Source organism: Streptomyces sp. NPDC026515 (assembly GCF_055567595.1).
Map to the genome: position 1 here is coordinate 267318 of NZ_JBVHQD010000006.1, position 25992 is coordinate 293309.

Consider the following 25992-nt stretch of genomic DNA (forward strand, 5'->3'; position numbering starts at 1 on the left):
GAGGCCCCCGATCCCTCCAGCATGCACCCGAGAAGCCTCCATCGACCCGCCACGGAGGAGCACGGCGCTTGCACGTTCGAATCGAGCAGGTAGCCGACAACCGACTCGGCCGACGCCCCACTGCCGGCCCCGACAGCGAGCCGCGGGCCTTCCTGTGACCGAACGTGTGCGCCTCCTGCGGCGGGGACAGCCAACGTGCGGAGGGCAGGTCAGGAGCACAAGAGCGGTGGGGAGGAGTCCGGGGAGGGCCGCCTGACCGACTGCGTGAACCAGCCGGAAAGGACCGGCCGCGGCATCCGGGCGGTGACGCGATCCCTGTCCCAAACGCTCAAGCGGGCGCGGGGCGGACAGACCAGCGATGACGTGACGCTGCTCACGGTGGAGTGGCGCCGCTGACCTCTCGCCCCCGCCGTCCCACAGTGCGGTCACTGCTCCTCGCCGCCGGGAAACGCGGAGTAGCGTGGACGGTACCGAGGGCATATCGCACACGGCTTTCACGCCGGGTCGTCCCCGGCGAAGGATGAAACCCGGGTCGCCGCAGGTGGCCCGGAGACGGGTCCGCACGATGTCGGCGACCTTGTACCCCACCCTGCCGCACCCCGAGCCCGTCGCAGCCCGTTCGCACGTCTCGCGTTGAAGACCGACGGCACCTCCCGCGGCCTGCTGGACGGAGCCTGCTGGCCCCGGTCCCGGGATCCGAGGGAACTGCCGGCGCTCACGGACGTGTTGGACCGTCCCGCCCGTCCTGTCCTTCCGGACCGCCCCCTTTTCACGCCACTGTCGAAGCGGTTGTGGACGGTCGGCCAGGTACCGAACTCCTGCGGCATCTCCCGCCACCGCCCCGCCGTTCTGACCGCCAGATCACGCCCTCGAACTGCTGCCGCAGCCGCGCGGGATACGGGCCGTACTCGCCGATCGTCGGCAACGGGCCCTCCCGCTCGACATGGCGCCCGAATAGCCCTGAACAGGCTAAACCAACCGATCTTGACCACGCCGCCGTAAACAAATCCCGCGACGATCACCATGATCCGAAACGATCACTGCAGTCACAGGTCAGAACACCGCCAACTCAGTGGTCAACAGCGTATTTGTCAGAGCGAGCGGGGCTTCACGGTCCGTGCCGGTCCCGACTGCCCTGCGATGGGTGGCAGGCGTTGACGTCTCGGCCTGTCAGCGGGTCGACGGCCGCGGCGGGCTGCTGCCCGCCGGTGGGGGCGAGGGAGGTCAGCAGTTGGAGCTTCTCGGCTGCGTCGCTGTCCTGGTCCGGGTAGTAGAGCACGAGCAGCAGGTCTCCGACGGCGAGCTTCTCGCGGTTGAGGTGCAGTTCGCCTACGACCGGATGATTGACGGTGCTGGTGTAGCCGAGCGCTTTGATGTCGTGCCGTGCCCACAGGGTGCGGAAGCGGTTGCTGGCCAGGGACAGCTCGCCGACGAGTTCGACTGAGCGCTGGTCGGTGACGCTGTCGTCCACCGAACGGCGAAACGCCGCGACGGAGTCGACGACCGCCGCCTCCCAGTCGTGCTGGAAGTGGCGTTCCTCGGGGTCGAGCAGCAGGGAGCGCAGCCGGTTCCCGCCAGGCCGCAGCCGCGGCGACAGCGCCATCGCGAGCCGGTTGGAGGCCAGGACGTCGAAGTGCCGGTCCTCGACGAACGCCGGCACGTCCACGGCCGCCAGCAGATGGTGCAACCGGGCGGGCAGGCGCGGTGTGCGCTGCTTGCGGCGGGCCGGCGGGCGGGCCACGTTGAGTCCGAGCAGGTACTCGGTTTCCAGGTCGTCGAGGCGCAGGACACGGGCGATGGCCTGGAGCACCTGCGGGGAGGGGTTGTGATCCCTGCCGCGCTCCAGCCGCAGGTAGTAGTCCGCACTGATACCTGCAAGCATCGCGACCTCCTCGCGGCGAAGCCCTGGGACGCGCCGGTTGGCGCCACCGGGGATGCCGGCCTGCTGGGGCGTGACCAGGTCGCGGCGGGCGTGCAGGTACTCGCCCAGCCGGTTCGCGTCGTCTTGAGGCATACCTCCCACGGTAGCCGCGGCCGACGGGCGCAGAGGGGGTCCTGGCACACCCCGGATCGGCAGGGCCTCTCCAGTTCCCAAGCATGTGACCGAGCCTGCTTGTGGAAGATCCGGTAGTCGCTGGACGGCTACGAACGTCACAGGGAGATTCTGGTGAAGCTCACCAATCGCACAGTGTTCATCGTCGGTGGCACCTCTGGCATCGGGCTCGAACTCGCGCACCGGTTCGCGAAGGACGGCAACACGGTCGTCGTCGGCGGGCGCCAGCCCGAGCCACGGGACGGCCTGCAGTCCGTTCGGATCGACGTCACCGACCCCGCCTCGGTCCTGCGGGCCCGCGACGAGGTGCTCGCGGCGCACCCCGGCCTCGACGTCGTTGTCACGATGTCCGGAGTCCTGCTCACCGAAGACCTGCGCGACCCCGCGCACATCACCGACGCCGAGAACATGGTCGCCACGAACCTGCTCGGTACCATCCGGGTGATCGACGCCTTCACGCCGCACCTGATCGGCCGCGGCGCCGGAACGATCATCACGGTGAGCTCGGGAATCGCGTTCCTGCCCTTCCCGCTCATGGCCACCTACGGCGCCACGAAGGCCGCGGTCCACTCCTACACCGAGTCGCTGCGGGCGCACCTGGCCGGGACCGGCGTGGAGGTGGCCGAGCTCGTGCCGCCGGCCGTCGCCACCCCGGCGATGGCGCAGCTCAACCCGGCGGCCGTGCCGGTCGACGATTACCTCGACGAGGTGATGGAGCTGCTGGCCGTGGAGCCTACGACCCGCGAGATCATTGCCGAGGCCGCGCTGCCGCTGCGCTGGGCCGAGCGGGACGGCACCTACGCCGAGCTCCTGGAGCGCCGCTCCGCGCCGCTGGACCACCTGCCCGGCCGCTGATCGGCCCGGTTCCCGGCCCGGCTGCTGACTCCGCTGTCGTGGCTGTCGAGACGAGCTACGGAGATCGACATGACAGAGTTCCTGAACGTGGAAGGCGGCACCGTCGCCTACGAGGTGACCGGCTCCGGGCCGCTGATGGTGCTTGCGCACGGGATCGGCCAGAGCCGCGACGCCTATCGGTTCATGGTCCCAGAGCTGGTGGCCACCGGTTACCGGGTCGCGGCCGTGGACCTGCGAGGCAGCGGCGAGTCGACCGCGACGTGGCCCTCCTACACCCGCACCGACATCGCCGGCGACCTGATCGCACTGATCGAGCATCTCGGCGGTCCCGCGGTGCTGGTCGGCCACTCCCTCTCCGGCGGTGCGGCGACGATCGCCGCTGCCAAGGCGCCGGCGCTCGTGAGCGCCGTCGTCGAACTGGCGCCGTTCACCCGCAAGGTGGAGTATTCGCTGAGCGCCCTGGGCGTGTCCCGCTACCGCAAGGCCGCGAAGGCGATCTCCGCCGTCGCGATGTTCGGCAGCCACAAGCAGTGGCGGAAATACCTGGAGCTCGCGACCCCGGAGCCGCGCCCGGCGGACTGGGCCGCGAGCCTCGAGCGCACCGACGCGATGCTGCACGAGCCGGGCCGGATGAAGGCCCTGCAGAAGCAGATGAACAGCGCCGCCGACGCCGGTGCCCAACTCGGCAGCGTGCACTGCCCGGTCCTGGTCGTCATGGGCACCCTCGATCCCGACTGGAGTGACCCGAAGGCCGAGGGCGAGGCCATCGTGGCCGCGCTGCCGGAGGGCGTCGGCCGGCTCGAGATGCTCCCGGGGGCGGGCCACTACCCGCAGGTCCAGTTCCCGTCGGCAGTGGTCGGCCTGGTGCGCTCATTCCTGGAGACGGCCCGTGCCTAGGGCCGGACTCGACCGGGCCACGGTCATTGCGGCCGCGTCGCAACTCGCCGACGAGGTCGGCTTCGCCGGCCTGACGATGGGCCTGCTGGCCGAGCGGGTCGGCGTGCGGACACCGTCGCTGTACAAGCACGTCGATGCGCCGGACGCCCTCCAGCGGGGCGTCGGCCTCCAGGCCGTCGGCGACACCGACGCGGTCCTGACCCGGGCCAACGGCATCCGTGCCCCGCGCCCCGAAGACGAGGAGTACCAGGCCGTGGCCTCCGAAGCGGTGCGGATCCTGTTCGACGCGGTCCGAGCGCCGCACACCGTCATCCACGGCTTCGTCGGCCTCGAAAGCAACGATGCCTTCCAGATGGAGCGCGACCCCGCCGACAGCCACCGGTTCGTCGTCGACACGCCCATCAACGGCATGCGGGCCGCGGCCGCCGGCGGCGGGCCCGACACGGCGCCGCTCCATGCCGGGGAGGGACCATGACCCAGGCCGCCGACTCCCCGAACCGCACCAACACCGCCTCCGGGCTGCGGTTCCTGACCGAACTGATCGGCTGGACGGCCACCCCGTGGGCGCTGCACCGGATCGACTGGGCGGTCGCGACCACCGTGCTGGTCCTGCTGATCGGACTTCCGGCCGTCGTCGGAACACCCGGCGACCGCCCCTTCGACCCGCCGGTGGCGGTCCCCGGCGCAGCGATGCTCCTGCTCGTGCTCCTCGAACTGGCCGCCGCATCGGTGGCGCCGTGGTTCGCGTGGCCCACGTGGGCGGCGGTCGTCGCGACCGCGCTGGCTGCGACGTCGGTCGTGCTCGAACAGCCGCGCTGGCGTTGGCTGTTGCGCCACTAGATCATGACTCGGTACGCATCCTGGGGCGCTGGCCCAGAGTGCACCCCTTCGCATTCCAGGAAGCGGGCTTCATGCGTGCGCGATGCGTGAGCGGACTGTCCGGCACGAGGTGTCACGAGTGGGACCGCGCGCGAAGTCGCATGGGCACTGACCAGGCGAAATAGCACCTCCCAGCACCGCCGGACACTCCCCGGCAAGGATTCGATCCCACTCCGGTGCTGCCCGTGTGCCGAAGGTCGTGGAAGTGAGCGTCGGCCGTGACCCCGGCGTCCTTCCGGGTCTTGTTCCAGTCGTCCCGGAGGTCGCCGCGCCGTAACTGGCCGCCCTGGGGCCCGAGGAAGACGTGTCCGTCACGGTCACGGCCGGAAGCCGAACCCAACCGAGTCGAACCACCGTACATACCGCGTTGCTGCTTCGGTCTGTAGCGTCTGACCATGCGGAAGCGAGTGATCGTCGTTCTCATGGCCTCTCTGGTCGGCGCGGCGGCGACGTACGAGATCTACGACGTATCCGCATTCGGACGTCACGATCGAGAAGCCGCAGCCTATGAGCGGTCAATGCGTAGCCATGCGTTGCAGGTCGAAGGGACCAGAGTCATCGATGGGTCGGCTCATGTGACATCCAGTCCGGGCAACGGCGGGTACTGCTGGCTGATGTCCACACTGGAGGTGAGCACTCCCCTCACGGTAGGAACATTTGAGCAGCGCCTGAAAGCCGTTGACGGAGACTACGTGGACGGGAAGATCACCCAGTTCGGAGAGCGGGACGGCCACCGCCTGCTGAGGATCGAGACGGGCACGTTGGGGGAGGGCGGGACGCTCGACCTACGGTGCGGTTGAGTGAGCTGAAGCAGCCCCCTGCGGTACAGCAACGAAGTACAACAACGAAGGCGACCGCACCAGACCGAGCGAGGAACAGCGGCGAACGAGCGCGAACGTCAGCGGACCGTCAGCACGGGTGAGCGTGCATGCTGCTCGCTTCACGAGTCCGACGCTCCCACGGTCAGGCCAGTGCAGGCATGAACCCGCCGCGGACAGTTCCCGAGGACGGCAGGGCCGACCAGTCGAGTGCCTCAGGCAGGCGGTCCAACGACAGAACGACCACTCCGCCGGCCTGCTCGGCGTCCGCGCACCAGTCGCCCATGCCGCTCGACGCCGGGCCGTCGTCGGCGCCGCCCACCACCGGCGCAGCGAGAGCGAGGACGACGAGCCCGTGGTCCCCAGGTCCGTCCACGACACACAGGGTGAGCCGGGGAACGATGTTCCAGCCCTCGCACGAGGGCATCGCTCCGTCCTGCGCGGTCAGGAGGGGCAGGGCATCGTGGACAGGCGCGTCAGCCAGCAGGAGCACGGGCGTGGCACCACGGACGAACAGGGAGTTCTCAGGATCCAGAAGCACGGGGCCACTGTCGCAGGCCGGGGTGCAAGGGCGGCAAGAGGCGGGGCTCCGGGGCCGTTGCCCCATCATGATGCGTGATCAGATTACGGCGCGGGAGTACGGGTTCTCCGGTTCGGGGACGGGACGGCCGGGGATCTGTGGCCGCTCTCACCGCCAGCCGCCGGTGAAGTCGCTGGTGAGCTGGGCGTCGCAGATGTTGTAGCCGCCCGACGCGTGCCCGGACTTGGTTTGCCCGTCCACGGTCACGCTGCAGTTGATGTCCCCCGAGCCCTGCAGTTGTGCGTTGAGCGTGTAGTACATCGCCCCCTTGGCGAGGGGCAGAGTGGCCTCGAAGGTGCCGTTCTTGAACGTGCCCTTGCGGGTGTCGCTGTCGGAGCCGTAGTTGATGTCGAGGCCGCCGAGCGCTCCCGCCGGGGCGGTCCCCCAGACCTTGAAGACGACGGCCTTCGAGGTGCCGGCCTTCTTGCCGTCGTCCTTTGCTACGGCGTCCGCCTCGCCACCCGGCGTGGTGGTGGACGCCGGCTTCGAGGCGCCGTTGCCGGAGCCGTCCGAGCCGCTGCCGCCGACAGCCGCGACGGCGATGCCGAGGACGACGGCCACGCCGGCGAGACCGAGACAGCCCAGGCCGATGACCTTGCCCGCGCCGGGTCCCCCTTTCGGCGGCTGGGGCGGGAACGGCTGCCGTCCGTAGGGGTCCGGACCGTGGGGCTGCTGCGAGCCGGCCCATTCGGGACGCTGTGACGGCTGGTTGTTGTTCATGGGTCCCCCTGAAGTGTCGGCTACCGAAGACACGATGGGGGACATGTGAAGATGGCGTGCGGTTGCCGCTTACCTGCCGGATTCACCCGATCGTGGTAGATCGATCCCCGGTCAGGTGGTGCTTGCAGAGCGTGCCGGAGGAGCCGGCAGCGAGGGACAGCGCGTGTGATCAGCCGCTCCCCCGGTCAGTGGAGTTGTTCGGCCAGGCCGACGATGATGCCCTCCGGGCCGCGGACGTAGCAGAGCAGATAGCTGTCCTCGAACCGGGCGATCTGGCCGACGAGTTCGGCTCCGTGCGGGCGGAGGCGGGTGACGGTGTCCTCGATGTCGTCGACGGCGAACATGACGCGGTGGGTACCCAGAATGTTGTGCGGCCGGTTGCGCGGTCCGGCGCTGACCGCCGCGGGGCTGCGGTACTTCGCCAGTTCGAGCCGGCTGCGGCCGTCCGGGGTCCGGACCATCGCGATGTCGCAGCGGACGCCGTCGAGTCCGGTGCACTGGTCGGCGACGAGGCCTCCGACCTCCGCCCTGCCCTCCAGTTCCATACCGAGTTCCACGAAGAACGCGACGGCGGCGTCCAGGTCCTCGACGACGATGCCGACGTTGTCCATCCGCTGAATCGCCATGCCGGTCTCTCCTTCTCCTCGGGTACGGCCGCTGGTGGCCGCTTTCGCGCCTGGGACGGAGCCGGTGGCGCGTTCTCGACATCGGCAGGCTGCCGGACTCCGAAGAGTCGTGGATCGCGGCTCACGTGAGATTCAGCCGGATGCGCCAACCCCGGCCCGTCTCGCGTCAGTTCGTGTTCGTCCATGCGTCCGGGCTCGGTGTCAGCACGGCCGAGACCACCGTGCGGGACGAGGTCATGACATCGCCCGCGAAGCGGAGGCCTCCGAGGCCGAGCCGGCGCAGTGCCGGGCCGTGGTCGGCGACGACGACGAGAGTGGCCGCGAGCAGAAGAAGCCGCCACAGGGCCATGACCGGGCGACGCGTCGCGCGGGGCAGTTCCGCCAGGGAGGCGTGCAGCCGTTCGCAGTGGAACGGCACGTGCCGCTCCTCGTCGCGGAGGATCCGCCCTGCCACGTCCGTGGTGAGCGGGTCGTCGGTGCCGTCGCGCAGGGCGCGGTAGTAGCGCAGCGCCACCACCTCCGCGACCATCAGCACCAGCAGCTCCATGCGCAGGCCCATGAGACGCCGTAGCCGTACGAAGACCGTGTCGCTCCAGTGCCCGGGCAACGTCGGCAGGCCTCCCGCGGCCAGCAGCCGGGCGAGCAGCCGGGCATGGTTCTGTTCCTCGGCGATGAAGAGCCGGACCGCCTGCCCGTAGTCGGTGTCGCCGGCCTGGTCCGCCTTGCCGACGAGGTTGGCGCCGTCGCCGTCCTCGCCGACCTGGAAGCGCTGGACGCTGGTCCACACCGCGGCGGGCAGTGCCGCGCCCCGGTCCCAGTCCGGGTCCCCCTGGGCGCGTCTGCGCTCGCGCTCGTCCTCGAACCGACGTGTCCACTTGACGAAGCCGTCCGCCCGCATCCGGTCTCCCCTCTCCGGAACACGGCCGCCGTGCCCCCGCAGAGGGACGACGCAGGCGTACGGCGAACCGTTCCCCGGCCACCGCAGGCCCGCAGTTCACCGATTGCAGGGGCCCGCCGTCGCGCATAGCGTGATTGCGGGAGCTTCGGGGCTGTGGAGGCCGGAGGCCGGAGCCCGGGCGTCATCGAGGGTGCCGGCGCCGGTGTCGTTCCGGTGCCGTTCCCGTCCGGGCCGGCCGCCGGGTCCGCCGGGCGCTGAGAGACGAGGTCACCCATGGCGCACACCATGCGCGCGCTCGTAGCCGCGACACCAGGTGAGCCGGCCGACGTTCTGCGGCTGGAGTCCCGGCCGGTTCCCACGCCCGGGCCCGGTCAGGCGTTGATCCGGGTGAGGGCGACTCCGATCCACGCCAGTGATCTGCATGTGCTGCGGGGCCGCTACGGTTTCTCGCCCGTCTTTCCCACGGTGGGCGGGCACATGGAATGCGTGGGCCGTGTCGAGGCCCTGGGTCCGGACACCGAGGGACTGAGGATCGGCGAGCGCGTGGTCGCCGTCGCCGTTCCGGCGGTGCCCGGGCCGCCGGTGGCCGGTACCTGGCAGGAGTACCTCGTCGCCGACGCCCACCGGCTTCTGCCCGTCCCCGACCGGCTCAGCGACGCCAGCGCTTGTCAGCTCGCCGTCAATCCGTTGACCGCGTTGCTCCTGGTGACCCGCGAACTCACCGTGCAGCCGGGCGAGTGGCTGTTGCAGACGGCCGCGGGCTCCACCGTCGGCAAGCTGGTCATCCAGCTGGCCCGGCATCTGGCCATCCCCACGATCAACGTGGTCCGGCGGCGCGCGGCCGTCGGCGAGATCAAGGCCCTCGGCGGTGACGAGGTCATCTGCACGGAGGACGAGGATCTGTCCCAGCGGGTGGCCGAGATCGCCGGACCGGCCGGTGTGCGCAAGGCCACCGACTGTGTCGCGGGTCCCGTGGGCGCCCAGGTGTCCCAGGCGCTGGCGCCGGGCGGCGAGGTGGTGGTCTACGGTGCGCTCTCCACCCACCGGCAGACCGACCCGGCGGCGCTGACGATCCCGCTGCAGGCACGCTCGGTCATCTACGAGGCCAAGGCGGTCCGCGGCTTCTGGCTGAACCGCTGGTTCGGCGCCGCCTCTCCTGAGGACGTGCTGGTCGCGCTGTCCGAGGTACGCAGTCTCGTCACCAAGGCGGTGCTGACCATCCCCGAGGGCCGGCCCTTCCCGCTCGACGGTTTCGCCGAGGCCGTCGCGTTCGCCGAAGCACCCGCGCACGGGGCGAAACCGCTCTTCGTCTTCGACGGGTAGCGCCGCCGTTCCAGGACCTGGTCCCTGGCCATTGGGTGCTGGGCCAGGTGGGTCTATCGTCGGAATCATGGGCCAGGACGAGGAGGACGGCCGGTGATGCCGCAGGACGAGGCCGTGATCGGCTGCACGGGGGAGGTTCTCATCGGGACGCGCGGTTCGGCGGGTCCCGGCGAGGTCCTCGTGCGGGTCAGGGGCGGCTCCGAGACCTTCCTCGCCTGGTCGGAGGATCCCCTTCCGGTGGGCGCCACGGTGCTCGTGATCGAATCACGTGGATGCCGCGAGGTCGGCGTCATCGAGTGGGTGGATCCATTGGACGCGCTCGGCGACCGTGCCGAGGCCGGCTGAGGAGTAAAAGGAATGTTCGGATACCGCGTACCCGCTCCCGACGAGGCGATGTTGATCTCGGGGGGCAGGCGGGGACTGGGGGGCGCGCCGTTCCGAGTGGTGACGGGGCACGGCAAGTTCGTGCTGCCGGTCCTACGGAAGGTCCGATTCCTGACCCTGTCCATGTGTGAGGCCGAGGTCACCGAGACCTGCGTGACCAGACAGGGCATCGCATTGCACGTCCGCGCGGTCATCGCCTTCAAGGTCGGCAACGACCACGAGAGCATCATCAACGCGGGTCAGCGTTTCCTCTCCGACCAGGAGCAGATGTCCGTGCTCACCGGCCGGATCTTCGCCGGCCACCTGCGGGCCATCATCGGCTCGATGACCGTCGAGGAGATCGTCACCGAGCGGCAGAAGCTCGCCGCGGAGGTCCTGGACACCTCCAAGACGGAGATGGCGAAGATCGGCCTGATCGTCGACTCGCTGCAGATCCAGTCCATCGACGACGGCGACACCGGCTACATCGACGCGATGTCCGCGCCGCACAAGGCGGCCATCCAGCGGCAGGCGCAGATCGCCCAGGCGCAGGCCACCCAGGCCTCGGTCGAGGCGGAGCAGGTCGCGGCCCGCAACCAGGCCGAGTACGCCCGGCAGACCGCGATCGTCAAGGCCGAGTACTCGGCCGAGGTGGACCGCGCCCAGGCGCAGGCCGCGCAGGCCGGGCCGCTGGCCCAGGCACACGCCCAGCAGGAGGTGCTCGCCGCCCAGACGGAGCTGGCGCTGCGCCAGGCCAAGCTGCGCCAGCAGCAGCTGGTCGCCGAGGTCGTGAGGCCCGCCGAGGCCGAGGCCGAGCGGGTCAGGATCCTCGCGGCCGCCGAGGCGCAGCGGATGAAGATCCAGGCGGAGGCGGCGGCGTCGTACGACCGGGTCGCGCTCGACCGGATGCTGATCGACCAGCTCCCGCAGATCGTCAAGGAGGCCGCCGGCGGCCTCGCCGGCGCCAACGTGAACGTCCTCAACGGCGCGGACGGTCTCGGCGAGATCGCCGCCGGCCTGGTGTCCCAGGGTCTGACGATCCTCGATTCGGTCCGGCAGAACCTGGGCAACCAGGACTCCGACGGCCAGCGGCCCGCCAAGAGCGAGGGCAGTGGCGGCGCCGGCTCCCTGCTCCAGCTGCCCTCCAGCAAGGGGAAGAAGTCGGACGACGGTCCGGTGGACGTCGACTAGGTGCGTGGAGCCACACCGTCGCTGCACGTGAGCAGGCGCCCGGCCGGGGTTTCCCGGCCGGGCGTTCTCGCGTCGTCGTCCGCGGCGGAGTCCTAGCGGATCGGGGCCGTTGGCGGTTCGGGGTGCGGCCGGTCCCGGCGGCCGGCGACCAGGGACCGGGCGGCGAGGGCGGTCAGGGCCACGGCCACGGGGGGAACGGCCTGCCAGGGGATGTGGAGCCAGAGGGCCACGTAGGCCCAGACGAGACCGGCGGCCAGGACGGTCCCCAGGAGCCATCGGCCCATGGGGCGCCAGGTGTACGGCTCCGGGTCCCGTGGCCGGAGGAGTCGTACGACCCCGAACCACAGGCTCAGCACCGCCAGCAGCCCGACGGTCACGGCGAGGCCGGCGTACATCTGGGGTTCGTCACGGGGTTCGTCGGCGGTGCCCTGCTCCTGTCCGTGCGCGGCGAGCCGCGTCACGTGACCGCGCCAGACCGTGCCGCTGACCCGGTCCCCGGGCCGGAGCTTCCGCAGCACCGGCCCCGGGTCGCCGAAGTCGACCACGTCGGCCCGGCCGGACGGGCCGAACAGGGTCGCCTGGTAGTGGGTGGCCCTGCCGCCGTCGTCGATCACCGTGTTCCACACGGTGAAGGTGACGGTGAAGACGCAGTTCCGCGCCCCGGCCGGCGGGCTGTCGGGGCAGGCCTCGGCCGCCTGGTACTCCCGGTACTGGTCCAGGGTGGTCGGCAGCATCACCGCCGCCAGGTAGCAGCAGGCGACCGCCGCGACCAGGGAGCCGGTCAGCAGCAGAACGCCGATGATCCGTGCCCCGCGGGTACCCGCCCGGATTCCCATCTCCCCCGCCATGACCCCGTCCGCCCCCTCCGCCGTCCCGTGGCCGGCCCATCCTGACGACACCGTCAAGGTCCCCTCGGAGCGCGGGCGTTACGCGGATCCCGGCCGTTTTCTTTACGCACTCCTGACGCCCGTCCCCGCATCCCGGGGAGCCGGGCCGGTGTCATCCTCCCTGCCGGATCCTTGTCCGGATCACGTCGGAGAATGGAGTGAGTGCCGATGGACGGCGCCGTCATAGGGGTCGTAATCGCCTTCGTCCTGGGCCTGTTCGTGCTGCGCAGCGGTATGCGGGTGGTCAACCAGGTCGAGCGCGGGGTCGTGTTCCGGTGGGGCAAGGCGCTGCCGACCTACCGGCACCCGGGGATCACCTTCCTCGTGCCCTTCGCCGACCGGATGCGCAAGGTGAACGTGCAGGTGGTCACCATGCCGGTGCCCACCCAGGAGGGCATCACCAAGGACAACGTGTCCGTGAAGGTGGACGCCGTCGTCTACTTCCGGGTCACCGACCCGATCCGCGCCGCGATCGAGGTGCAGGACTACGTCTTCGCCGTCGGGCAGGTCGCCCAGTCCTCGCTGCGGTCCATCATCGGCAAGAGCGACCTCGACGACCTGCTCACCGACCGGGAGCGGCTGCACGAGGGTCTCGCCCTGATGATCGACAGCCCGGCCGCCGAGTGGGGCATCCACATCGACCGCGTCGAGATCAAGGACGTACAGCTGCCGGAGTCGCTGAAGCGGTCCATGTCCCGGCAGGCTGAGGCCGAGCGGGAGCGGCGGGCCCGCGTCATCACCGCCGACGGTGAGTTCCAGGCCGCGCAGCAGCTCGCCAACGCCTCCCGGATCATGTCCGACTCGCCCGAGGCGATGCAGCTGCGGCTGCTGCAGACGGTCGTCGAGGTCGCGGCCGAGAAGAACTCCACGCTGGTGATGCCCTTCCCGGTCGAGTTGCTGCGTTACTTCGAGCGTGCGACCAAGCGGCTCGACCAGGAGGTCGAGAAGAACGAGCGGGAACTGGAGGCTCCGGAGGGACAGGCCGCCCTCAAGGCCGGTATCGAGCAGATCGCCGCCGTCGCGGACGGGTTCGGGCCCGCTGCCGAGGTCACCGCTCCGCGGGATCCGCGGCAGCCGGCGCCGGGATCCTCCGCTCCTGCCGACCGGCAGTAGCCAGCGTCAGCGTCACGGCAAGTGACGCGAGTGCCATCAGGGTCATCGCGCCGGCGGGCGAGGTGAGTTGGGCCACCGAGCCCGCCAGTGCCGCACCCACGCCCTGCATGGTCAGCATCCCCGCCGAGTGCAACCCCAGTGCGTGGCCGCTGAGTTCGTCGGGCGTCAGGCTCATCAGCCGCTCCTGCTGGACCAGGCTCGCGCCGAAGCCGACGGAGGCGACGGTGGCGCACACCGCGGCGAGTGCCAGCGGTGGGTGGAGGACGAAGAGCAGGTAGGGCGTGGCCAGGAGCAGGAGCAGGGGGGTGGCCGTGCGGGTGCGGACGGCGGGCGGGAGCAGGCGGCCGACGGTCACGTCACCGGCCAGCATGCCGAGGGCGGCGCAGGCGAAGAGGGTGCCGGCCGCGCCCGGGGTGTACGACACGTACAACGACTCGCAGCCGACGACCAGACCGTTGGGCAGCCACAGGCCGAGATAGGTGAGGCGGCGCGGGCGGGACGCCCACAGCAGGGCGTTGGTGCGGCGGGTCTCCGCGACGGAGGGGCGGCCGGCGGCACGGGGCGGGCGGGCGGTGAGGCCGGCGCGGGTCACGACGGCGGACGTCAGGTAGAGGGCCGCCGCGAGCAGCAGGCAGACGCGGGGGGAGACGGCGGCGAGCAGGGCGCCACCGGTGGCGTAACCGGTGATCTGCACCACCCCGCTCATCATGTTGAACAGCGAACGCCCGGGCAGATAGCCGTCCTTGGCGAGGATCTCGTTCAGCAGCCCCCAGCGGACCCCGCCGCCGAGCGAGGCGACGAGGCCGAGCAGCAGGACGGCGGTGAGCAGGACGCCGGGCGGGAGGCCGGGCAGCGCCATGGCCGCGGTGCCGGCGGCGAAGGTGGCCGAGATCGCGGCGAGGGTGGTGCGCGGGGGCAGCCGGTCGGCGCCGGAGAGCAGGAAGGTCGCGCCGAGCACCTGGGCGAGGGAGGGGCCGAACATGCTGAGCGCGGAGAGGAGGGGGGAGCCGGTGCTGCGGTAGACGAGCGTGCCTAGGGCGAGCCCGCCGACGGTACCGCCGGCGTTCTGGGCGGCGGAGCCGAGGAAGAGGGGGGTGAACTCGGGTGTGCGGAAAAGGGACCGGTAGCTGGTGGGCATGGTCGGGAGTCTCGGGGGCGCTGCGGGCGGCCGTTATTGTTTCGCACGGACGCGAAAGGTCCTCACGAGTGGTGAGCCTCCCGCGGAAGCAAGAGGCTCTCACTCGCGCCGGACCCTCCGCGGATGCGAGAGGCTCTAACAGACGCCAGAGCCTCCGCGACAGTGACAGGCCCTGACAGGCGCCAGACCCTCCGCAGAAGCGAGAGGGTCCAAGGACAGGGAGACCCCCTTGGGTTGGTGGCAGCTCAACGCGGACACGCTTGCCCGTAGCCGCTTTCTGCTCTCTCCCTTCGCCGAGACCTTCGCGAGTCTCCGGCTGTTGCACGGCGGCACCGCAGCCCATCCCGGCGAGCGGCACTGGCTGGACGCGCATCTGCCCGCCTACCGGGCACGGCTCGCCGCCGACCCCGTGACCGCGCTGCTGATCCGTGCCGGGCTCGGCCGCGTCTGGACCGCCGACTTCCTCACCCCCACTCCCCGGGACGGCGAGAGCGTCGAGGCCGGTATCGCGCGGGTGCGGTCGGCCCGCCCCGACGAGGCCCGGGCGCACCTCCGGGTCGCCCTCGCCGGTCCGCTGCCCGCCGCCCTGGAGCGCGACGACCTGCCCGGGCGGGCGGCCGAGCTGCTGACGTACGTGTGGGAGGTGACCGTACGGCCGTCCTGGGAGCGGCGGCGGCGGATTCTGGAGGCGGATGTGTTCGCCCGGACCGCGCAGGTCAGCCGGGGCGGCTGGGCCGAGGTGCTGGACTCGGTGCGGCCGGGGCGGACCCGCTGGCTCGGCGCCAACCGGCTCCAGGTCAACCTGCACGAGTACCCGCCCCGCGAGATCTCCGGTGCGGATCTGCTGCTCGTCCCGGTGACGCCCAGGACCGGCTGGGTCTCCTGGGAGGAGCCGGACCGTTACGCGCTGGTCTACCCGTGCGCCGGCGCGCTCTCCGACCCCGCGGCGCAGGCGGTCCCGGCTGCCCTCACGGCGCTGCTGGGCGGCGCGCGCGCCGGTGTGCTGGTGCTGCTGGACGCCCCGCTGAGCACGACCCATCTGACGGCGGTGACCGGGCAGGGGCTGGGCTCCGTCGGGCGGCATCTGCGCGTCCTGCTGGATGCCGGGCTGGTGGAACGGCGGCGGGCCGGTCGGTCGGTGCTGTACTCGCGGACGGCGGCGGGGGACGTGCTGGTGGAGGCCGGCACCCGCGCGGTCACTGTGCGGAGTTAGCATCCGCTCATGACGACTACCGAGAACAACGGGTCCGTGCTCGACATCGAGATCGGTGCTCTCCAGGGCGGTTCCGCCGACCTGCCGGGCTATGCCGGCCAGGCCGTGCTCATTGTCAACGTGGCCTCCAAGTGCGGTCTGACCCCGCAGTACGGCGGCCTGGAGCGGCTGCAGGAGCGGTACGCGGCGCAGGGCTTCACCGTGCTCGGGGTGCCCTGCAACCAGTTCATGGGGCAGGAGCCCGGCAGCGCCGAGGAGATCGCCGAGTTCTGCTCGGCGACGTACGGCGTGACCTTCCCGCTGACCGAGAAGGTCGAGGTCAACGGGGCCGGCCGGCACCCGCTGTACGACCGTCTCACCTCCTTCGCCGACGGCGAGGGGCACACCGGTGACATCCGCTGGAACTTCGAGAAGTTCCTGATCGGGCGGGACGGCCAGGTCGTCGCCCGGTTCGCACCGCAGACCGAGCCGGAGTCGGCGGAGGTCGTGGCCGCGGTGGAGAAGGCCATCGGCTGACGTACGGGGTCTTGCGACGGCGGTCACGGGAGACGCTCCCGTGACCGCCGTCGGCGTTTCCCGTTCCCGCCGCTTGACCTTGCCCCTGGGGCAGGGACGAGCGTCGGTTCAGCCGGGCCACGGGTGCCCGGTGACGGAGGATGTGGCCGTGGAGGACGCTGACGCTGTGGACGAGGGACTGCTCACGATCGGCGCGTTCGCGGCGCGGTCCCGGCTCTCGGCGAAGGCGCTGCGCCTGTACGACCGGCTGGGGCTGCTGGCGCCGGCGCACGTCGACGAGGCGACCGGCTACCGCTACTACCGGGCCGGGCAGGTGGAGCGCGCCCGGCTGGTGGCGCTGCTGCGCCGGCTGGACATGCCGCTGGCGCGCGTCGCCGAGGTGGTCGAGGCGGAGCATGGCGACACGGCCGCTCGGCTGCTGGCCGCCTACTGGGCGGATGTCGAGCAGCGGGTCGCCGGGCAGCGGACCCTGGCCGCGTATCTCCGTGGACGGCTGTCGGGAAGGAGTTCGGAGATGCACGAGACGTTCGCGGTGGAGACGGTGGAGGTGCCGGCGCAGGTGGTGATCACCGAGACGCGGCACACCCTGGCGGACGAGCTGCCCGCCTGGATCGGCGCCGCGCTGGGCAGGCTGGAGGCGGCGGCCCGCGAGTGCGGGGGTGTGACCGGGGCGCCGTTCGTCGTGTACTACGCGGAGGTGTCCATGGAGAGCGACGGGCCGGCCGAGGCCTGTGTCCCGGTGGCGGACGAGGCGGCGGCCAGGGCCTGGGCGGAGCGGCACGGGCGGGCCTGGGAGACGAAGGTGCGCGTCGAGCCGGCGCGCACGCTGGCGTACACGCGGATCAGCAAGGCGCAGGTGGCCCATCCGCAGATCCTGGCGGCCTTCGAGGCGGTGGAGGGGTGGGTGGCCCGGCGGGGCGGCCCGGGGAAGGGTTCGGCGGCCGTCCTGGAGTACGACGGTCCGTGCCGGGAGGTCTACTTCGCGGACTGGGACGCGGCGGGCCCGTTGGACCCGGTGTGCGATGTGGCCTTCCCCGTCCGCCAGGTTGCGCGGTGACCGGACCGGCGACCGATCCGACGGGCGGACCGGAGGGCACAAGCCGAGCCCCCTCGGCAAGGACGGCGAGCTAGTCGAGAGGGCTCTTGAGGTGACGCTTGTGCAGTTGTGGTTGTCGTCGTCTGGAGCGTGGCCGGATGGGTCAGCGAGTGCCCCTACGCCTTGACCGAAGCCACGAACGCGTTCCATGCGCCGGTCGGGAACGCGAGGACCGGGCCCTCCTCGACCTTGGAGTCGCGTACGGCGAGTCCAGCGGTCGTCGGTGACTTGACCTCGACGCACGCCCCGTTCCCTGCGGAATAGGAGGACTTCGTCCACGTCTCCGTGGCGCCCTGAAGCAGTGCCATGTCCACTCCTGTAGCGAGTTGCTGCGGTGCTTGCTGTAGTGCGAATCACGCCAACCTTCTGACCGGTTGGCGTGATCGACGCTACTAGCCAACTCCCTCGCCTGGAGCACTCGTTCACTCGACCGGATGGCATATTCCAGGGGAGACTTCCGCCGGAGCGTGGCACCGGTGTAAGATCCGGCGCCCGCTGCCCGGGAGGGCTCATCGGCGGCTCAGCGGGCGTACTCCTTGGCCGCGTCGGCGATGAACTGCCGGGACTGCTCGACGTTGAGCGACTGGGCCCGCAGGTGCTCGTACATCACCGCGTACTTCTGCACGTCGTGGGCCTTCTCCAGGTACAGGTCGCTGGTCACGCCCTCCAGGTAGACGACGCTGGAGTCGGCCGCGTCGGCGAACTCCAGGATCGCGTACTGGCCGTTGAGGCCGGGATGCGCGCCCACCTCGAAGGGCAGCACCTGGACGGTGATGTGCGGCTGCTGGGACATCTCGATCAGGTACTCCAGCTGCTCGCGCATCACGAGCCGGTTGCCGACGAGCCGGCGCAGCGCGGCCTCGTCGAGTACCACCCAGAGCCGAAGGGGGTTGAGCTCGGCGGTGATACGTTCCTGTCGCCGCATGCGGACCTGGACCCGCTTCTCGATGTCGGCGGCCGACGTCTCCGGCAAGGCCCCCTGCACCAGGGCCTCGGCGTACGCCCGGGTCTGCAACAGCCCGGTGACCAGCTGGGGTTCGTACACCCGCAGCGACTCGGCGTCGGTCTCCAGGCCGATGTAGACGCTGTACGGGATGTCTCCGAACGCATGCCACCAGCCCTGCTGCCGGGAATCCCTGGCCATCTCCATCAGGGACTCGACGACCCGCTGGTCCTCGACCTCGTAGACCCCGCACAGGTCGCGGACATCGCGCTGGCTGATGCTCCGGCGCCCGTTCTCCAGCCGGCTGATCTTCGACTGCGAAACGAGCAGCCGCTCCGCCACTTCCTCCGCCGTCATGCCCTTGAGCTCGCGGAGCCTGCGCAGCTCCTGGCCGAGCCGGCGTCGCCTGACGGTTGGATTGACATTGGACGCCACGGGACGTGCACCTCCGGCTGCCTGCCTGCTGCTACCACCTTTGCGTATCTGCTGTTGAGCAGACTGCCACCAAGGTGGTTCCTACCGCTGGGAAACCGTGTTTATGCGGCGCGTACGCGTCGGTTCGGGCACGTTCCGGAAAAGCCGGGCGGGGCGGTGGGGCGCGTACCGCGTGCGCCTCACCGCCCCGCTCGGACCAGCGGCTCCCGAACCGGGTCTCAGGGATGCTGTGTTGCCGGCTGTCGCTGCCGTGGGACTGCGGCTCAGTGCACCACGGCTCGTGCCATCGCGCCCGCACCTCGGCGCGGTTGCATCGGAACTCCGCGGGCGGGTTCCGGCGCACCGGGCCTGTTGCCAGGTCCGGCCTGACGCCCGGCCGGGGCGGCCGGGCCGCGGCGCGGCTGGGCACCCGCGCCGTTCTGCACGTCCATGACGGCGTGGGCCACGAGCCCGCCCATCGGGTCGTGCCGGATCAGGTCCCGCAGCCGGGAACGCGAGGAGCGTCCCTCGTTCCCCGGATACAGGTGCTTGCCGAGACCGACCGCGTGGGCCAGGGCGGCGAGCGCCGCGGTCCGCGGGTCCGGTGGTACGCCGGTACGGATCGCCGAATCCAGCCGGGCACGGATGTCCCGGCAGATCTCGTTGTCCGTCGCCTGGTACCGGGTCGTCGGCAGCACCCCGCACATCTGGCCCGCCACGGCATGCACCATGCCGCACCGCTCCAGATGCGAGAGGTACGTCTGGCGAAGTCCCAGACGTGGCCCACCGATCCAGTGCACAGCCCGCACGGGAGCGCCGCGCCTTCGCAGCAACTCCAACGCGCAGTCCAAAGTCGGATCTCCAGTCGGCCGTGGTTGCACCACGGCGATACGATCCCCGTCTGGGGCTATCCGTCCGGCCAGCGCCAGCTCCACTAGCTGTGCTCCGGCCAGACCGAGGTCGAGCGACTGCGGCTGCGCAGTGGTACCCGTGGTCGGGTCCAGTGCGAGCAGCAGAAGCTCCTCCGGAAGTGTTCTGCGGCTCCTGCCCATCCATGCCTCCCCGCGTGGATGAATGACAGGGTGACCCCTCTCACATTGGTCTGTCGAGGGTGCGTGACCGGTTTGTAAGGGAACCGGAAGGTATGTCGTTCTCGTCTACCACAGGGGCTAAGCCCGCACACAGGACACTGGTACATGGTTCGGACAGCGCACGGAGACGTGCGGAGCGTGGAGGAGGCATCGGTGGCGGGCGAGTCCCCCGACAGGTCGAAGCAGCGCGAGTCGTCGGCAGAACCGACGTCGGGGGGTGCGGGAACGGTTCCCGAACCACGCGACCCACGGCTGGCGGCGACCGCCGAGGACGAGACGGATACGTCCGGTGGCGTGGACACCGCGACCCGGATCTTCTCGGTACGGGACCTGAAGACGGACGGCGAAGACGACACGAAGCTCCGTCAGGCGGTGGCCGCGTGGGTACGCACGGGTACGCCGGCGGAGAAGGCCGGGGAATCCGGCGAGGACGCGGAGGACGCGGAGGAACACGACTCCCCGCAGGAGCCCGAGCGGCCCGAGGCGGCCACGGAGCCCGTGGGGGGCCCCGAGGACGCCGAGGAGCCCCAGGGAACCCCCGGGCCATCGGAGAACGCCGACAAGGCCGTTACGAAGCCTGAGGCGACGGCGGACGCGAAGGCGGCCCCCCAGCCCGCCGACCCGCGGACCCCCGCCGAGCCGGAGGACGCCGCCGAACCCGAGGACGCGGCACCGGAGGACGAGCCCGAGGAACCCGACGACACCGCACCCGAGGACGCGGCGCCCGAGGACGACCCCGAGGACGGGGCCGAACCCGAGGACGCGGCGCCGGAAGACGCGGCACCCGAGGACGCGGCGCCGGAAGACGCCGACCGCGAGGACGACCCGCAGGGAGCACCCGCACCCGACGACGATGCCCGCACGGATGGTGCGGGCGGGAAGACGACGGCCGGCGAAGGCGATGCCGAGGACGCCGTCGACCAGCCCACCACCATGCTCAAGGCACCCCGCCCGGTGCAGGTCGACCAGCCCACCACCACGCTCAAGCTCGGCCCCAGGCCCAAGACCCCCGAGTCCGAACCCGAGCGCACCAGCAAGTTCGTCGCCCTCAGGTCGGACCTCAAGCCGGGGACCAAACCGGGCGCCGAGCCGGACGCCAAGCCCGGCACCGCCTCCACCACCCGCACCACCGTCATCCCCCAGGTCGGCCCGGAGCGCACCACCCAGGTGCCGCTGCCCCCGAAGCCCCCGCTGGACCTGCTCGCCGAGCTGACCAACACGCCTCCGCCGCCGCAGACTCCGGTCAGAACGGCTGTCCGGCGGGTCAAGATCTGGACGCCCCTGGTCATACTCCTGCTGATCGTCTTTGCGGTCGTACAGACCTTCCGTCCGCTCCCCCAGCCCGCCCTCGACCTCACCGCGAAGGACAGTTACACCTTCGGCGGCGGCAAGGCCGACATCCCGTGGCCGGCCGACGGCCAGGCCGCTCTCGACGTCCAGGGCATCGGCTCGTTCGGTTCCTCCGGCGAGCAGAAGGCCGTGCCGATCGCCAGCGTCGCCAAGGTGATGACCGCGTACATCGTGCTGCGCGACCACCCCCTGAAGAGCGGCGCCGCCGGCCCCAAGATCAAGATCGACCAGGCGGCCCAGGACCAGTCGAACGCCGGGCAGGAGTCCACCGTCGACGTGACGGCCGGCGACTCGATCACCCAGCGCGAGGCCCTGGAGAGCATCCTCATCGCCTCCGCCAACAACGTGGCCCGGCTGCTGGCCCGCTGGGACGCCGGTTCCGAGAAGGCGTTCGTGGCGAAGATGAACACCACCGCGAAGAAGCTCGGCATGACCGACACGACGTACACCGACCCCTCCGGCCTCACCGACTCGACCGTCTCCACGGCCGTGGACCAGGTGAAGCTGGCGAAGGCGGCCATGTCGAGCGAGCCGTCGTTCCGTGAGGTCGCCGCGATGATGTCGTACGACGACTACAAGGGCGCCAACCACGGCAACTGGAACCAGCTGGTCGGCCACAACGACGTCGTCGGCATCAAGACCGGCACCACCACCTCCGCCCTCGGCAACCTGGTCTTCGCCGCGAAGAAGGACGTGAACGGCGAGACGCGCACGATCATCGGCGCGGTGCTCCGGCAGCCGGCCAGCGCCGCCTCGGACAACAGCATCCTCACCGCCGCGCTCAACGGCGGCGACAAGCTGATCCGGGCCGCCCAGGGCGCGCTGAAGTCGGCGACGATCTACAAGAAGGGTGCCGTCGTCGGGTATGTCGACGACGGCCTCGGCGGCCGTACCCCGGTCGTGGCGACCGAGGACGTCACCGCGGTCGGCTGGTCGGGGCTGAAGGTGAAGCTGACCTTCCAGGCCGACGACGTGCCGCACACCGCGAAGGCCGGCACCAAGGTCGGCGCGCTCACCGTGGGTGACGGCTCCGGGTCCGCGGTCCAGGTCCCGGTGGCCCTGCAGAAGGATCTGGCCGAGCCCGGGTTCACGAGCAAGCTGACCCGCCTCGGCTGACACAAGACACACATTCCGTACCCGCACCCCGCTGATGGCGGCCCATCCCAGGGCCCCGCGGCGGGGTGCGTGCTAGCGTCACGAAACGGGGCAGGTCGCAGGCCGCCGGGACACGGCCGCGAACTGGACGAGAAGCGGCCGGTAACACTGTGGGACGCGGCCGAGAACAGAAGACGGGACACGGGGAGTGCCTTCAGGTGGCCACAGCGGAGCCGACACGTGCCGACGACGCCGATCCGGGCCCGGTAGCCGGCCCGCGAATAGCCCTGCCCAAGACGGGGCCGCACGGCACGCACGACAGACCCGGCACACAGCGTAACGGCGGTCTCCGTCGCCTTCTGGATCTGGACGAACCGCTGCGCGAGTGGCCGTCGCGGCACCCGGTGCTGGCGGTCACGGCCCTCGCCGGCGTGCTGCACGTCATCTGGCTGTTCACGTTCGCGAACAGTGGTGGCGATCTCGCGGCGCAGGACGCCTGGGCCGAGTTCGTCGGGCGGCACCCGGACTCGGCGTACAACCTCGCCTGGTACGGCGGTATGCACCCGGTGTCGTACAGCGTGGTCTCGCCGTACCTGATGTCGGTGCTCGGGGTCCGTACCACGATGATGATCGCCGGCACGGTCTCGGCCGGACTGCTGACCCTGCTCCTCATCCGCAGCCGCGCGGTGAAGAACCCCCTGTGGGCCTCGCTCGCCGGCGTGCTGGCGCTGATCTGCAACGCGGTCTCCGGGCGGGTCACCTTCGGCCTCGGCACGGTGTTCGCGCTGGCCTCGGTGGGGGCGGTGTTCTGCTGGCCGCACCGCTGGCGCCACAAGAGGTGGGCGAAGGCACTGGTCGCCGCCCCGTTCGCCGCCCTGGCCACGATGTCGTCGCCGGTGGCCGGGCTCTTCGTCGGCCTGGTCGCGGTCGCGCTGTTCCTGCAGAAGCGGCGGCCGGGCGCCTGGGCGCTCGGCCTCGCCCCCGCGGTCGTGGTCGCCGTCTCCGCCTTGCTGTTCCCGTTCTCCGGCACCCAGCCGATGGGTTTCGGCTCGGTGATCATGCCCTTGCTGTACGGCCTGCTCTGCCTCTTCCTCGTCCCCGAGGAGTGGAAGACGGTCCGGCTGACGGCGGCCGTGTACAGCCTCGGGGTCGTGCTGGTGTGGCTGGTCAGTTCGCAGATCGGGTCGAACATCTCGCGGCTGCCGATGCTGTTCGCGGGTGCGGCCCTGATCGCGGCCCTTCCCTACACCGTGCCGCGCTCGCGCAAGTACTACGTCACCGTGCTCGCCTTCCTCGGCTTCGTCGGCTGGATCGGCTTCAAGGCGGTCGACGACATCGTCCATACGACGCCGGCCGCGTCCTGGGCCCGCGAGCTGGCTCCGCTCGTCCACCAGCTCCAGCAGGTCGGCGCCGAGAAGGGCCGCGTCGAGGTGGTCCCGGCCCGCTCGCACCGGGAGGCGTCCGCGCTCGCGCCGTACGTCAACCTGGCCCGCGGCTGGAACCGTCAGGCCGACATGGAGCGCAACCCGCTCTTCTACGACGACACCCTCAACTCCGCCAACTACCACGAGTGGCTGCAGCGCTGGGCCGTGCACTTCGTGGTGCTGCCGAAGGACGACCCCGACGGGGACGGCGGCGAACGCGAGCGGGCGCTGGTGCGGCGCGGGATGCCGTATCTGAAGCAGGTCTGGGGCGACGCCAACTGGCAGCTGTTCCGGGTGACCGATCCGACGCCGCTCGCCGAGCCCGACGCGGTGGTCGACAGCGCGGAGCAGGGCGAGCTGACCATCGAGGTGCGCACGGCCGGGCGGATCCTGATCCGGATCCCGTACTCGCCGTGGCTGAGCATCGTCGACGCGGACGGCAAGAGCCTGAAGCCGCCGCAGGAGACCCCGGCGTCCAAGCACCGGGCCGAGGGCTCGCCGAAGACGTACGTCAACGTCAGCGGCTGCCTGCTGGAGACGCCGGAGGACGCCAAGGGCGACCGGTGGACGATGCTGCTGGCACCGAAGGCGGGGACCTACCGGCTGGCGGCCCCGTACCAGCTGCCCCGGGGCACGCCGTGTCCCGACGAACTGAAGTGAGCTACCTGGTCTCCCGCAGCTCCGCCACGTAACGGTCCGTGCCCGGCACGGTCGGTACGAACGGTGCCACCAGTTCCACCCTGCCCAGACCGGATCCGGCGACGTCCTCGTCCAGGCCGGTGAAGCGGGCGTCCCAGCACTGCCTCGGGTCCGTCTCCAGGAACCACAGCAGGGTCAGCCGGGTGTCGACGCCCTCCACCTGCTTCACGTAGGCCATCCGGTCGCCGGGCAGGGGCGTGGGACGGAAGACCGTGACCATGGCCGCCGGGGAGCCGGCGAGCCGCCTGGGCAGGTGGCGGCCGCGCAGCCACTCCAGCAGTTCCGTCCGCTGCTCGGGCGACTCGCTGTCGACGACCTCCATCACGAGCCCGGCGTACGGGTGGTCCAGGGCGTGGAAGTCGCGGGGTCCGGCGGCCCCGTCCCGGTACACCGTGGTCTCGTGGTCCTGGAACGACGTGAAGACGTGGGTGCGGTCCTGGTAGACGCGCGCGTCCCGGTTCAGCCGCCGGTTGACGGCGACCGTCCACTTCATGTGGTCGGCGTAGCGGCCGTCGGTGATCCAGTAGACGGAGAGGTAGCAGCCGGCGGTGACGGGCTGGGCGATCGCCGACTTCTCGGGGTGGCGCAGGAGTTGCAGGTCGCGGGTGGCGACCCAGCGGCGGCCCGCGTACATCCAGGGCATGGCCATGGCGCCGGCGTAGTAGTGGTCGTCCTCGTACCAGCGGTTGTACGCGTACTCGTGGCCGGGATGCGGTTCGACCATGGTGATGAGGGCGTGACCGGGGCGGACGCCGTACGGGCCGACCGCCGCCAGTTCGGCGTACACCTCGCTGTGCGTGTCCTCGCTCATGCGCCTTCCCTTCCTTCCGCTCGCGCTCGCCCATACTCTGACGCTCCGTCAGATAAAGCGCCAGAGCCCGGAGGTCATCGATGTCACTGCTCGCAGGCAAGACGGTCGTCGTCTCGGGGGTCGGCGCCGGGCTGGGGCATCAGGTCGCGGCGGCCGTCGTACGGGACGGCGGGAACGCCGTGCTCGGTGCGCGGACCGGGGCGAACCTCGTCAAGAGCGCGGCCGGGATCGATCCCGAGGGCGGCCGGACCGCGTACCGTCCCACCGACATCACCGACGAGGGCCAGTGCGAGGCGCTGGCGGCGCTGGCCCGGGAGCGGTTCGGGGGCATCGACGCGGTGGTGCACGTGGCCGCTTGGGACTCCTACTTCGGCGGGGTCGAGGACGCGGACTTCGCGACCTGGGCGTCGGTCGTCGACGTCAACCTGCTGGGGACGCTGCGGATGACCCGGGCGTGCCTGCCGGCGATGAAGGAGAGGGGCGGCTCGGTGGTCTTCGTCGGGACGCAGTCGGCGGTGGCCGCGCCCTCGCGGGTGCGGCAGGCCGCGTACGCCGCCTCGAAGGGGGCGCTGACCAGCGCGATGTACTCGCTGGCGCGGGAGCTGGGGCCGTACCGGATCCGGGTCAACACGGTACTGCCCGGCTGGATGTGGGGGCCGCCGGTGCAGGCCTACGTGCAGTTCACGGCGCACAGCGAGGGGGTGCCGGAGGAGGAGGTGCTGGGACGGCTGACGGAGCGGATGGCGCTGCCGGAGCTGGCGACGGACGGGGACGTGGCGGACGCGGCGGTGTTCCTGGCGTCGGACCGGGCGCGGGCCATCACGGGCCAGTCGCTGCTGGTCAACGCGGGGGAGCTGATGCGCTGAGGCGCCGGTTCCGGCTTATCCGGGACCACTCTCAGAAGTTCATGGATATGAATCAAGGTCAGCAAGGCGAACGATTTTACTTTCCCTTGACCTTACGCCCGCTTGTCGCGCCCTCGCGACCGAACCCACGATG

27 protein-coding genes and 1 pseudogene are annotated in these 25992 nt (G+C 70.9%); 16 read left to right on the forward strand and 12 right to left on the reverse strand.

The window, feature by feature from the left end; translation table 11 throughout:
* The first annotated feature begins 633 nt into the window (after window positions 1-633).
* Entirely contained in the window at window positions 634-1002 is a 369-nt protein-coding gene (locus tag ACZ4O3_RS14335) for a DUF5994 family protein (protein ID WP_467722286.1), read from the forward strand.
* Between the two features lie 106 nt (window positions 1003-1108).
* On the opposite strand, the gene ACZ4O3_RS14340 is transcribed toward ACZ4O3_RS14335, so the two are convergent.
* Window positions 1109-2014, reverse strand: coding sequence for a helix-turn-helix domain-containing protein (locus ACZ4O3_RS14340; protein ID WP_467722287.1), 906 nt, complete (start codon window positions 2012-2014; stop codon window positions 1109-1111).
* Window positions 2015-2167: 153 nt separating this feature from the next.
* On the opposite strand from ACZ4O3_RS14340, the gene ACZ4O3_RS14345 reads away from it, so the two are divergent.
* The 4 genes from ACZ4O3_RS14345 (at window position 2168) to ACZ4O3_RS14360 (ending at window position 4645) form a co-directional block, all read left to right on the forward strand.
* Entirely contained in the window at window positions 2168-2908 is a 741-nt protein-coding gene (locus ACZ4O3_RS14345; RefSeq protein WP_467722288.1) for an SDR family oxidoreductase, read from the forward strand.
* 69 nt (window positions 2909-2977) lie between these two features.
* The gene (locus ACZ4O3_RS14350) at window positions 2978-3805 is read left to right on the forward strand and encodes an alpha/beta fold hydrolase (protein WP_467722289.1); all 828 of its coding nucleotides are present in this window, start codon (window positions 2978-2980) and stop codon (window positions 3803-3805) included.
* A complete protein-coding gene (locus ACZ4O3_RS14355; protein ID WP_467722290.1) occupies window positions 3798-4280 on the forward strand; it encodes a TetR family transcriptional regulator in 483 nt (160 codons plus the stop codon). Before ACZ4O3_RS14350 ends, ACZ4O3_RS14355 begins: the two co-directional genes overlap by 8 nt.
* Window positions 4277-4645 (forward strand): hypothetical protein, encoded by a 369-nt coding sequence (locus ACZ4O3_RS14360; RefSeq protein ID WP_467722291.1) that lies wholly within the window; start codon window positions 4277-4279, stop codon window positions 4643-4645. Before ACZ4O3_RS14355 ends, ACZ4O3_RS14360 begins: the two co-directional genes overlap by 4 nt.
* A 214-nt stretch (window positions 4646-4859) precedes the next feature.
* Here ACZ4O3_RS14360 and ACZ4O3_RS14365 read toward each other — a convergent pair.
* Window positions 4860-5000, reverse strand: a pseudogene (locus ACZ4O3_RS14365) (tyrosine-type recombinase/integrase); the annotation flags it as partial.
* Between the two features lie 79 nt (window positions 5001-5079).
* On the opposite strand from ACZ4O3_RS14365, the gene ACZ4O3_RS14370 reads away from it, so the two are divergent.
* Window positions 5080-5484 carry a hypothetical protein gene (locus ACZ4O3_RS14370; protein WP_467722292.1) on the forward strand — a complete coding sequence of 135 codons (405 nt, stop codon included), beginning with the start codon at window positions 5080-5082 and terminating at the stop codon, window positions 5482-5484.
* A gap of 163 nt (window positions 5485-5647) precedes the next feature.
* Here the strand turns inward: ACZ4O3_RS14370 and ACZ4O3_RS14375 are convergent, their stop codons facing one another.
* The 4 genes from ACZ4O3_RS14375 to ACZ4O3_RS14390 form a co-directional block, all read right to left on the reverse strand.
* Complete coding sequence (locus ACZ4O3_RS14375; RefSeq protein ID WP_467722293.1) at window positions 5648-6043, reverse strand: hypothetical protein; 396 nt, start codon at window positions 6041-6043, stop codon at window positions 5648-5650.
* Window positions 6044-6190: 147 nt separating this feature from the next.
* Window positions 6191-6802, reverse strand: a complete 612-nt coding sequence (locus ACZ4O3_RS14380) for a hypothetical protein (RefSeq protein ID WP_467722294.1) — start codon at window positions 6800-6802, stop codon at window positions 6191-6193.
* Window positions 6803-6987: 185 nt separating this feature from the next.
* Window positions 6988-7428 (reverse strand): VOC family protein, encoded by a 441-nt coding sequence (locus ACZ4O3_RS14385; protein WP_362717865.1) that lies wholly within the window; start codon window positions 7426-7428, stop codon window positions 6988-6990.
* 166 nt (window positions 7429-7594) lie between these two features.
* Window positions 7595-8326: a ferritin-like domain-containing protein gene (locus ACZ4O3_RS14390; protein ID WP_467722295.1), complete on the reverse strand. Its 732-nt coding sequence runs from the start codon at window positions 8324-8326 to the stop codon at window positions 7595-7597.
* 273 nt (window positions 8327-8599) lie between these two features.
* On the opposite strand from ACZ4O3_RS14390, the gene ACZ4O3_RS14395 reads away from it, so the two are divergent.
* The 3 genes from ACZ4O3_RS14395 (at window position 8600) to ACZ4O3_RS14405 (ending at window position 11203) form a co-directional block, all read left to right on the forward strand.
* Window positions 8600-9649, forward strand: a complete 1050-nt coding sequence (locus tag ACZ4O3_RS14395; protein WP_467722296.1) for a zinc-dependent alcohol dehydrogenase family protein — start codon at window positions 8600-8602, stop codon at window positions 9647-9649.
* Between the two features lie 96 nt (window positions 9650-9745).
* Window positions 9746-9994, forward strand: a complete 249-nt coding sequence (locus tag ACZ4O3_RS14400; RefSeq protein WP_362717857.1) for a hypothetical protein — start codon at window positions 9746-9748, stop codon at window positions 9992-9994.
* Window positions 9995-10006: 12 nt separating this feature from the next.
* Complete coding sequence (locus ACZ4O3_RS14405; RefSeq protein ID WP_362717854.1) at window positions 10007-11203, forward strand: SPFH domain-containing protein; 1197 nt, start codon at window positions 10007-10009, stop codon at window positions 11201-11203.
* Window positions 11204-11295: 92 nt separating this feature from the next.
* On the opposite strand, the gene ACZ4O3_RS14410 is transcribed toward ACZ4O3_RS14405, so the two are convergent.
* Complete coding sequence (locus ACZ4O3_RS14410) at window positions 11296-12051, reverse strand: hypothetical protein (RefSeq protein ID WP_362722630.1); 756 nt, start codon at window positions 12049-12051, stop codon at window positions 11296-11298.
* A 207-nt stretch (window positions 12052-12258) separates the two neighbouring features.
* Here ACZ4O3_RS14410 and ACZ4O3_RS14415 point away from each other — a divergent pair, with 207 nt between their 5' ends.
* The gene (locus tag ACZ4O3_RS14415) at window positions 12259-13203 is read left to right on the forward strand and encodes a slipin family protein (protein ID WP_467722297.1); all 945 of its coding nucleotides are present in this window, start codon (window positions 12259-12261) and stop codon (window positions 13201-13203) included.
* On the opposite strand, the gene ACZ4O3_RS14420 is transcribed toward ACZ4O3_RS14415, so the two are convergent.
* Window positions 13139-14341: an MFS transporter gene (locus ACZ4O3_RS14420; protein WP_467722298.1), complete on the reverse strand. Its 1203-nt coding sequence runs from the start codon at window positions 14339-14341 to the stop codon at window positions 13139-13141. The two genes, ACZ4O3_RS14415 and ACZ4O3_RS14420, sit on opposite strands and share 65 nt — an antisense overlap.
* Before the next feature lie 229 nt (window positions 14342-14570).
* On the opposite strand from ACZ4O3_RS14420, the gene ACZ4O3_RS14425 reads away from it, so the two are divergent.
* The 3 genes from ACZ4O3_RS14425 (at window position 14571) to ACZ4O3_RS14435 (ending at window position 17127) form a co-directional block, all read left to right on the forward strand.
* A complete protein-coding gene (locus tag ACZ4O3_RS14425) occupies window positions 14571-15554 on the forward strand; it encodes an ArsR/SmtB family transcription factor (protein WP_467722299.1) in 984 nt (327 codons plus the stop codon).
* 9 nt (window positions 15555-15563) lie between these two features.
* Window positions 15564-16070, forward strand: a complete 507-nt coding sequence (locus ACZ4O3_RS14430) for a glutathione peroxidase (protein ID WP_362722641.1) — start codon at window positions 15564-15566, stop codon at window positions 16068-16070.
* 130 nt (window positions 16071-16200) lie between these two features.
* Window positions 16201-17127 (forward strand): MerR family transcriptional regulator, encoded by a 927-nt coding sequence (locus ACZ4O3_RS14435; RefSeq protein ID WP_467722300.1) that lies wholly within the window; start codon window positions 16201-16203, stop codon window positions 17125-17127.
* A gap of 155 nt (window positions 17128-17282) precedes the next feature.
* Here ACZ4O3_RS14435 and ACZ4O3_RS14440 read toward each other — a convergent pair whose 3' ends face one another.
* From ACZ4O3_RS14440 to ACZ4O3_RS14450, 3 genes are all read right to left on the reverse strand, one after another.
* Complete coding sequence (locus ACZ4O3_RS14440; RefSeq protein ID WP_358916720.1) at window positions 17283-17474, reverse strand: DUF397 domain-containing protein; 192 nt, start codon at window positions 17472-17474, stop codon at window positions 17283-17285.
* 212 nt (window positions 17475-17686) lie between these two features.
* A complete protein-coding gene (locus ACZ4O3_RS14445; protein WP_362722648.1) occupies window positions 17687-18544 on the reverse strand; it encodes a helix-turn-helix domain-containing protein in 858 nt (285 codons plus the stop codon).
* A gap of 263 nt (window positions 18545-18807) precedes the next feature.
* A complete protein-coding gene (locus tag ACZ4O3_RS14450; RefSeq protein ID WP_362720374.1) occupies window positions 18808-19575 on the reverse strand; it encodes a GOLPH3/VPS74 family protein in 768 nt (255 codons plus the stop codon).
* Window positions 19576-19719: 144 nt separating this feature from the next.
* Here ACZ4O3_RS14450 and ACZ4O3_RS14455 point away from each other — a divergent pair, with 144 nt between their 5' ends.
* Both ACZ4O3_RS14455 and ACZ4O3_RS14460 read left to right on the forward strand, forming a co-directional pair.
* On the forward strand, window positions 19720-22080 hold the full coding sequence (locus tag ACZ4O3_RS14455; protein WP_467722301.1) for a serine hydrolase: 2361 nt from the start codon (window positions 19720-19722) through the stop codon (window positions 22078-22080).
* A 197-nt stretch (window positions 22081-22277) separates the two neighbouring features.
* On the forward strand, window positions 22278-24143 hold the full coding sequence (locus tag ACZ4O3_RS14460; protein WP_362720377.1) for an MFS transporter: 1866 nt from the start codon (window positions 22278-22280) through the stop codon (window positions 24141-24143).
* 1 nt (window position 24144) lies between these two features.
* Here the strand turns inward: ACZ4O3_RS14460 and ACZ4O3_RS14465 are convergent, their stop codons facing one another.
* On the reverse strand, window positions 24145-24993 hold the full coding sequence (locus ACZ4O3_RS14465; protein ID WP_467722302.1) for a hypothetical protein: 849 nt from the start codon (window positions 24991-24993) through the stop codon (window positions 24145-24147).
* An 80-nt stretch (window positions 24994-25073) separates the two neighbouring features.
* Between ACZ4O3_RS14465 and ACZ4O3_RS14470 the strand changes: the two genes are divergently transcribed.
* Window positions 25074-25859, forward strand: coding sequence for an SDR family oxidoreductase (locus ACZ4O3_RS14470; protein WP_467722303.1), 786 nt, complete (start codon window positions 25074-25076; stop codon window positions 25857-25859).
* The last annotated feature ends 133 nt before the right edge of the window (window positions 25860-25992 follow it).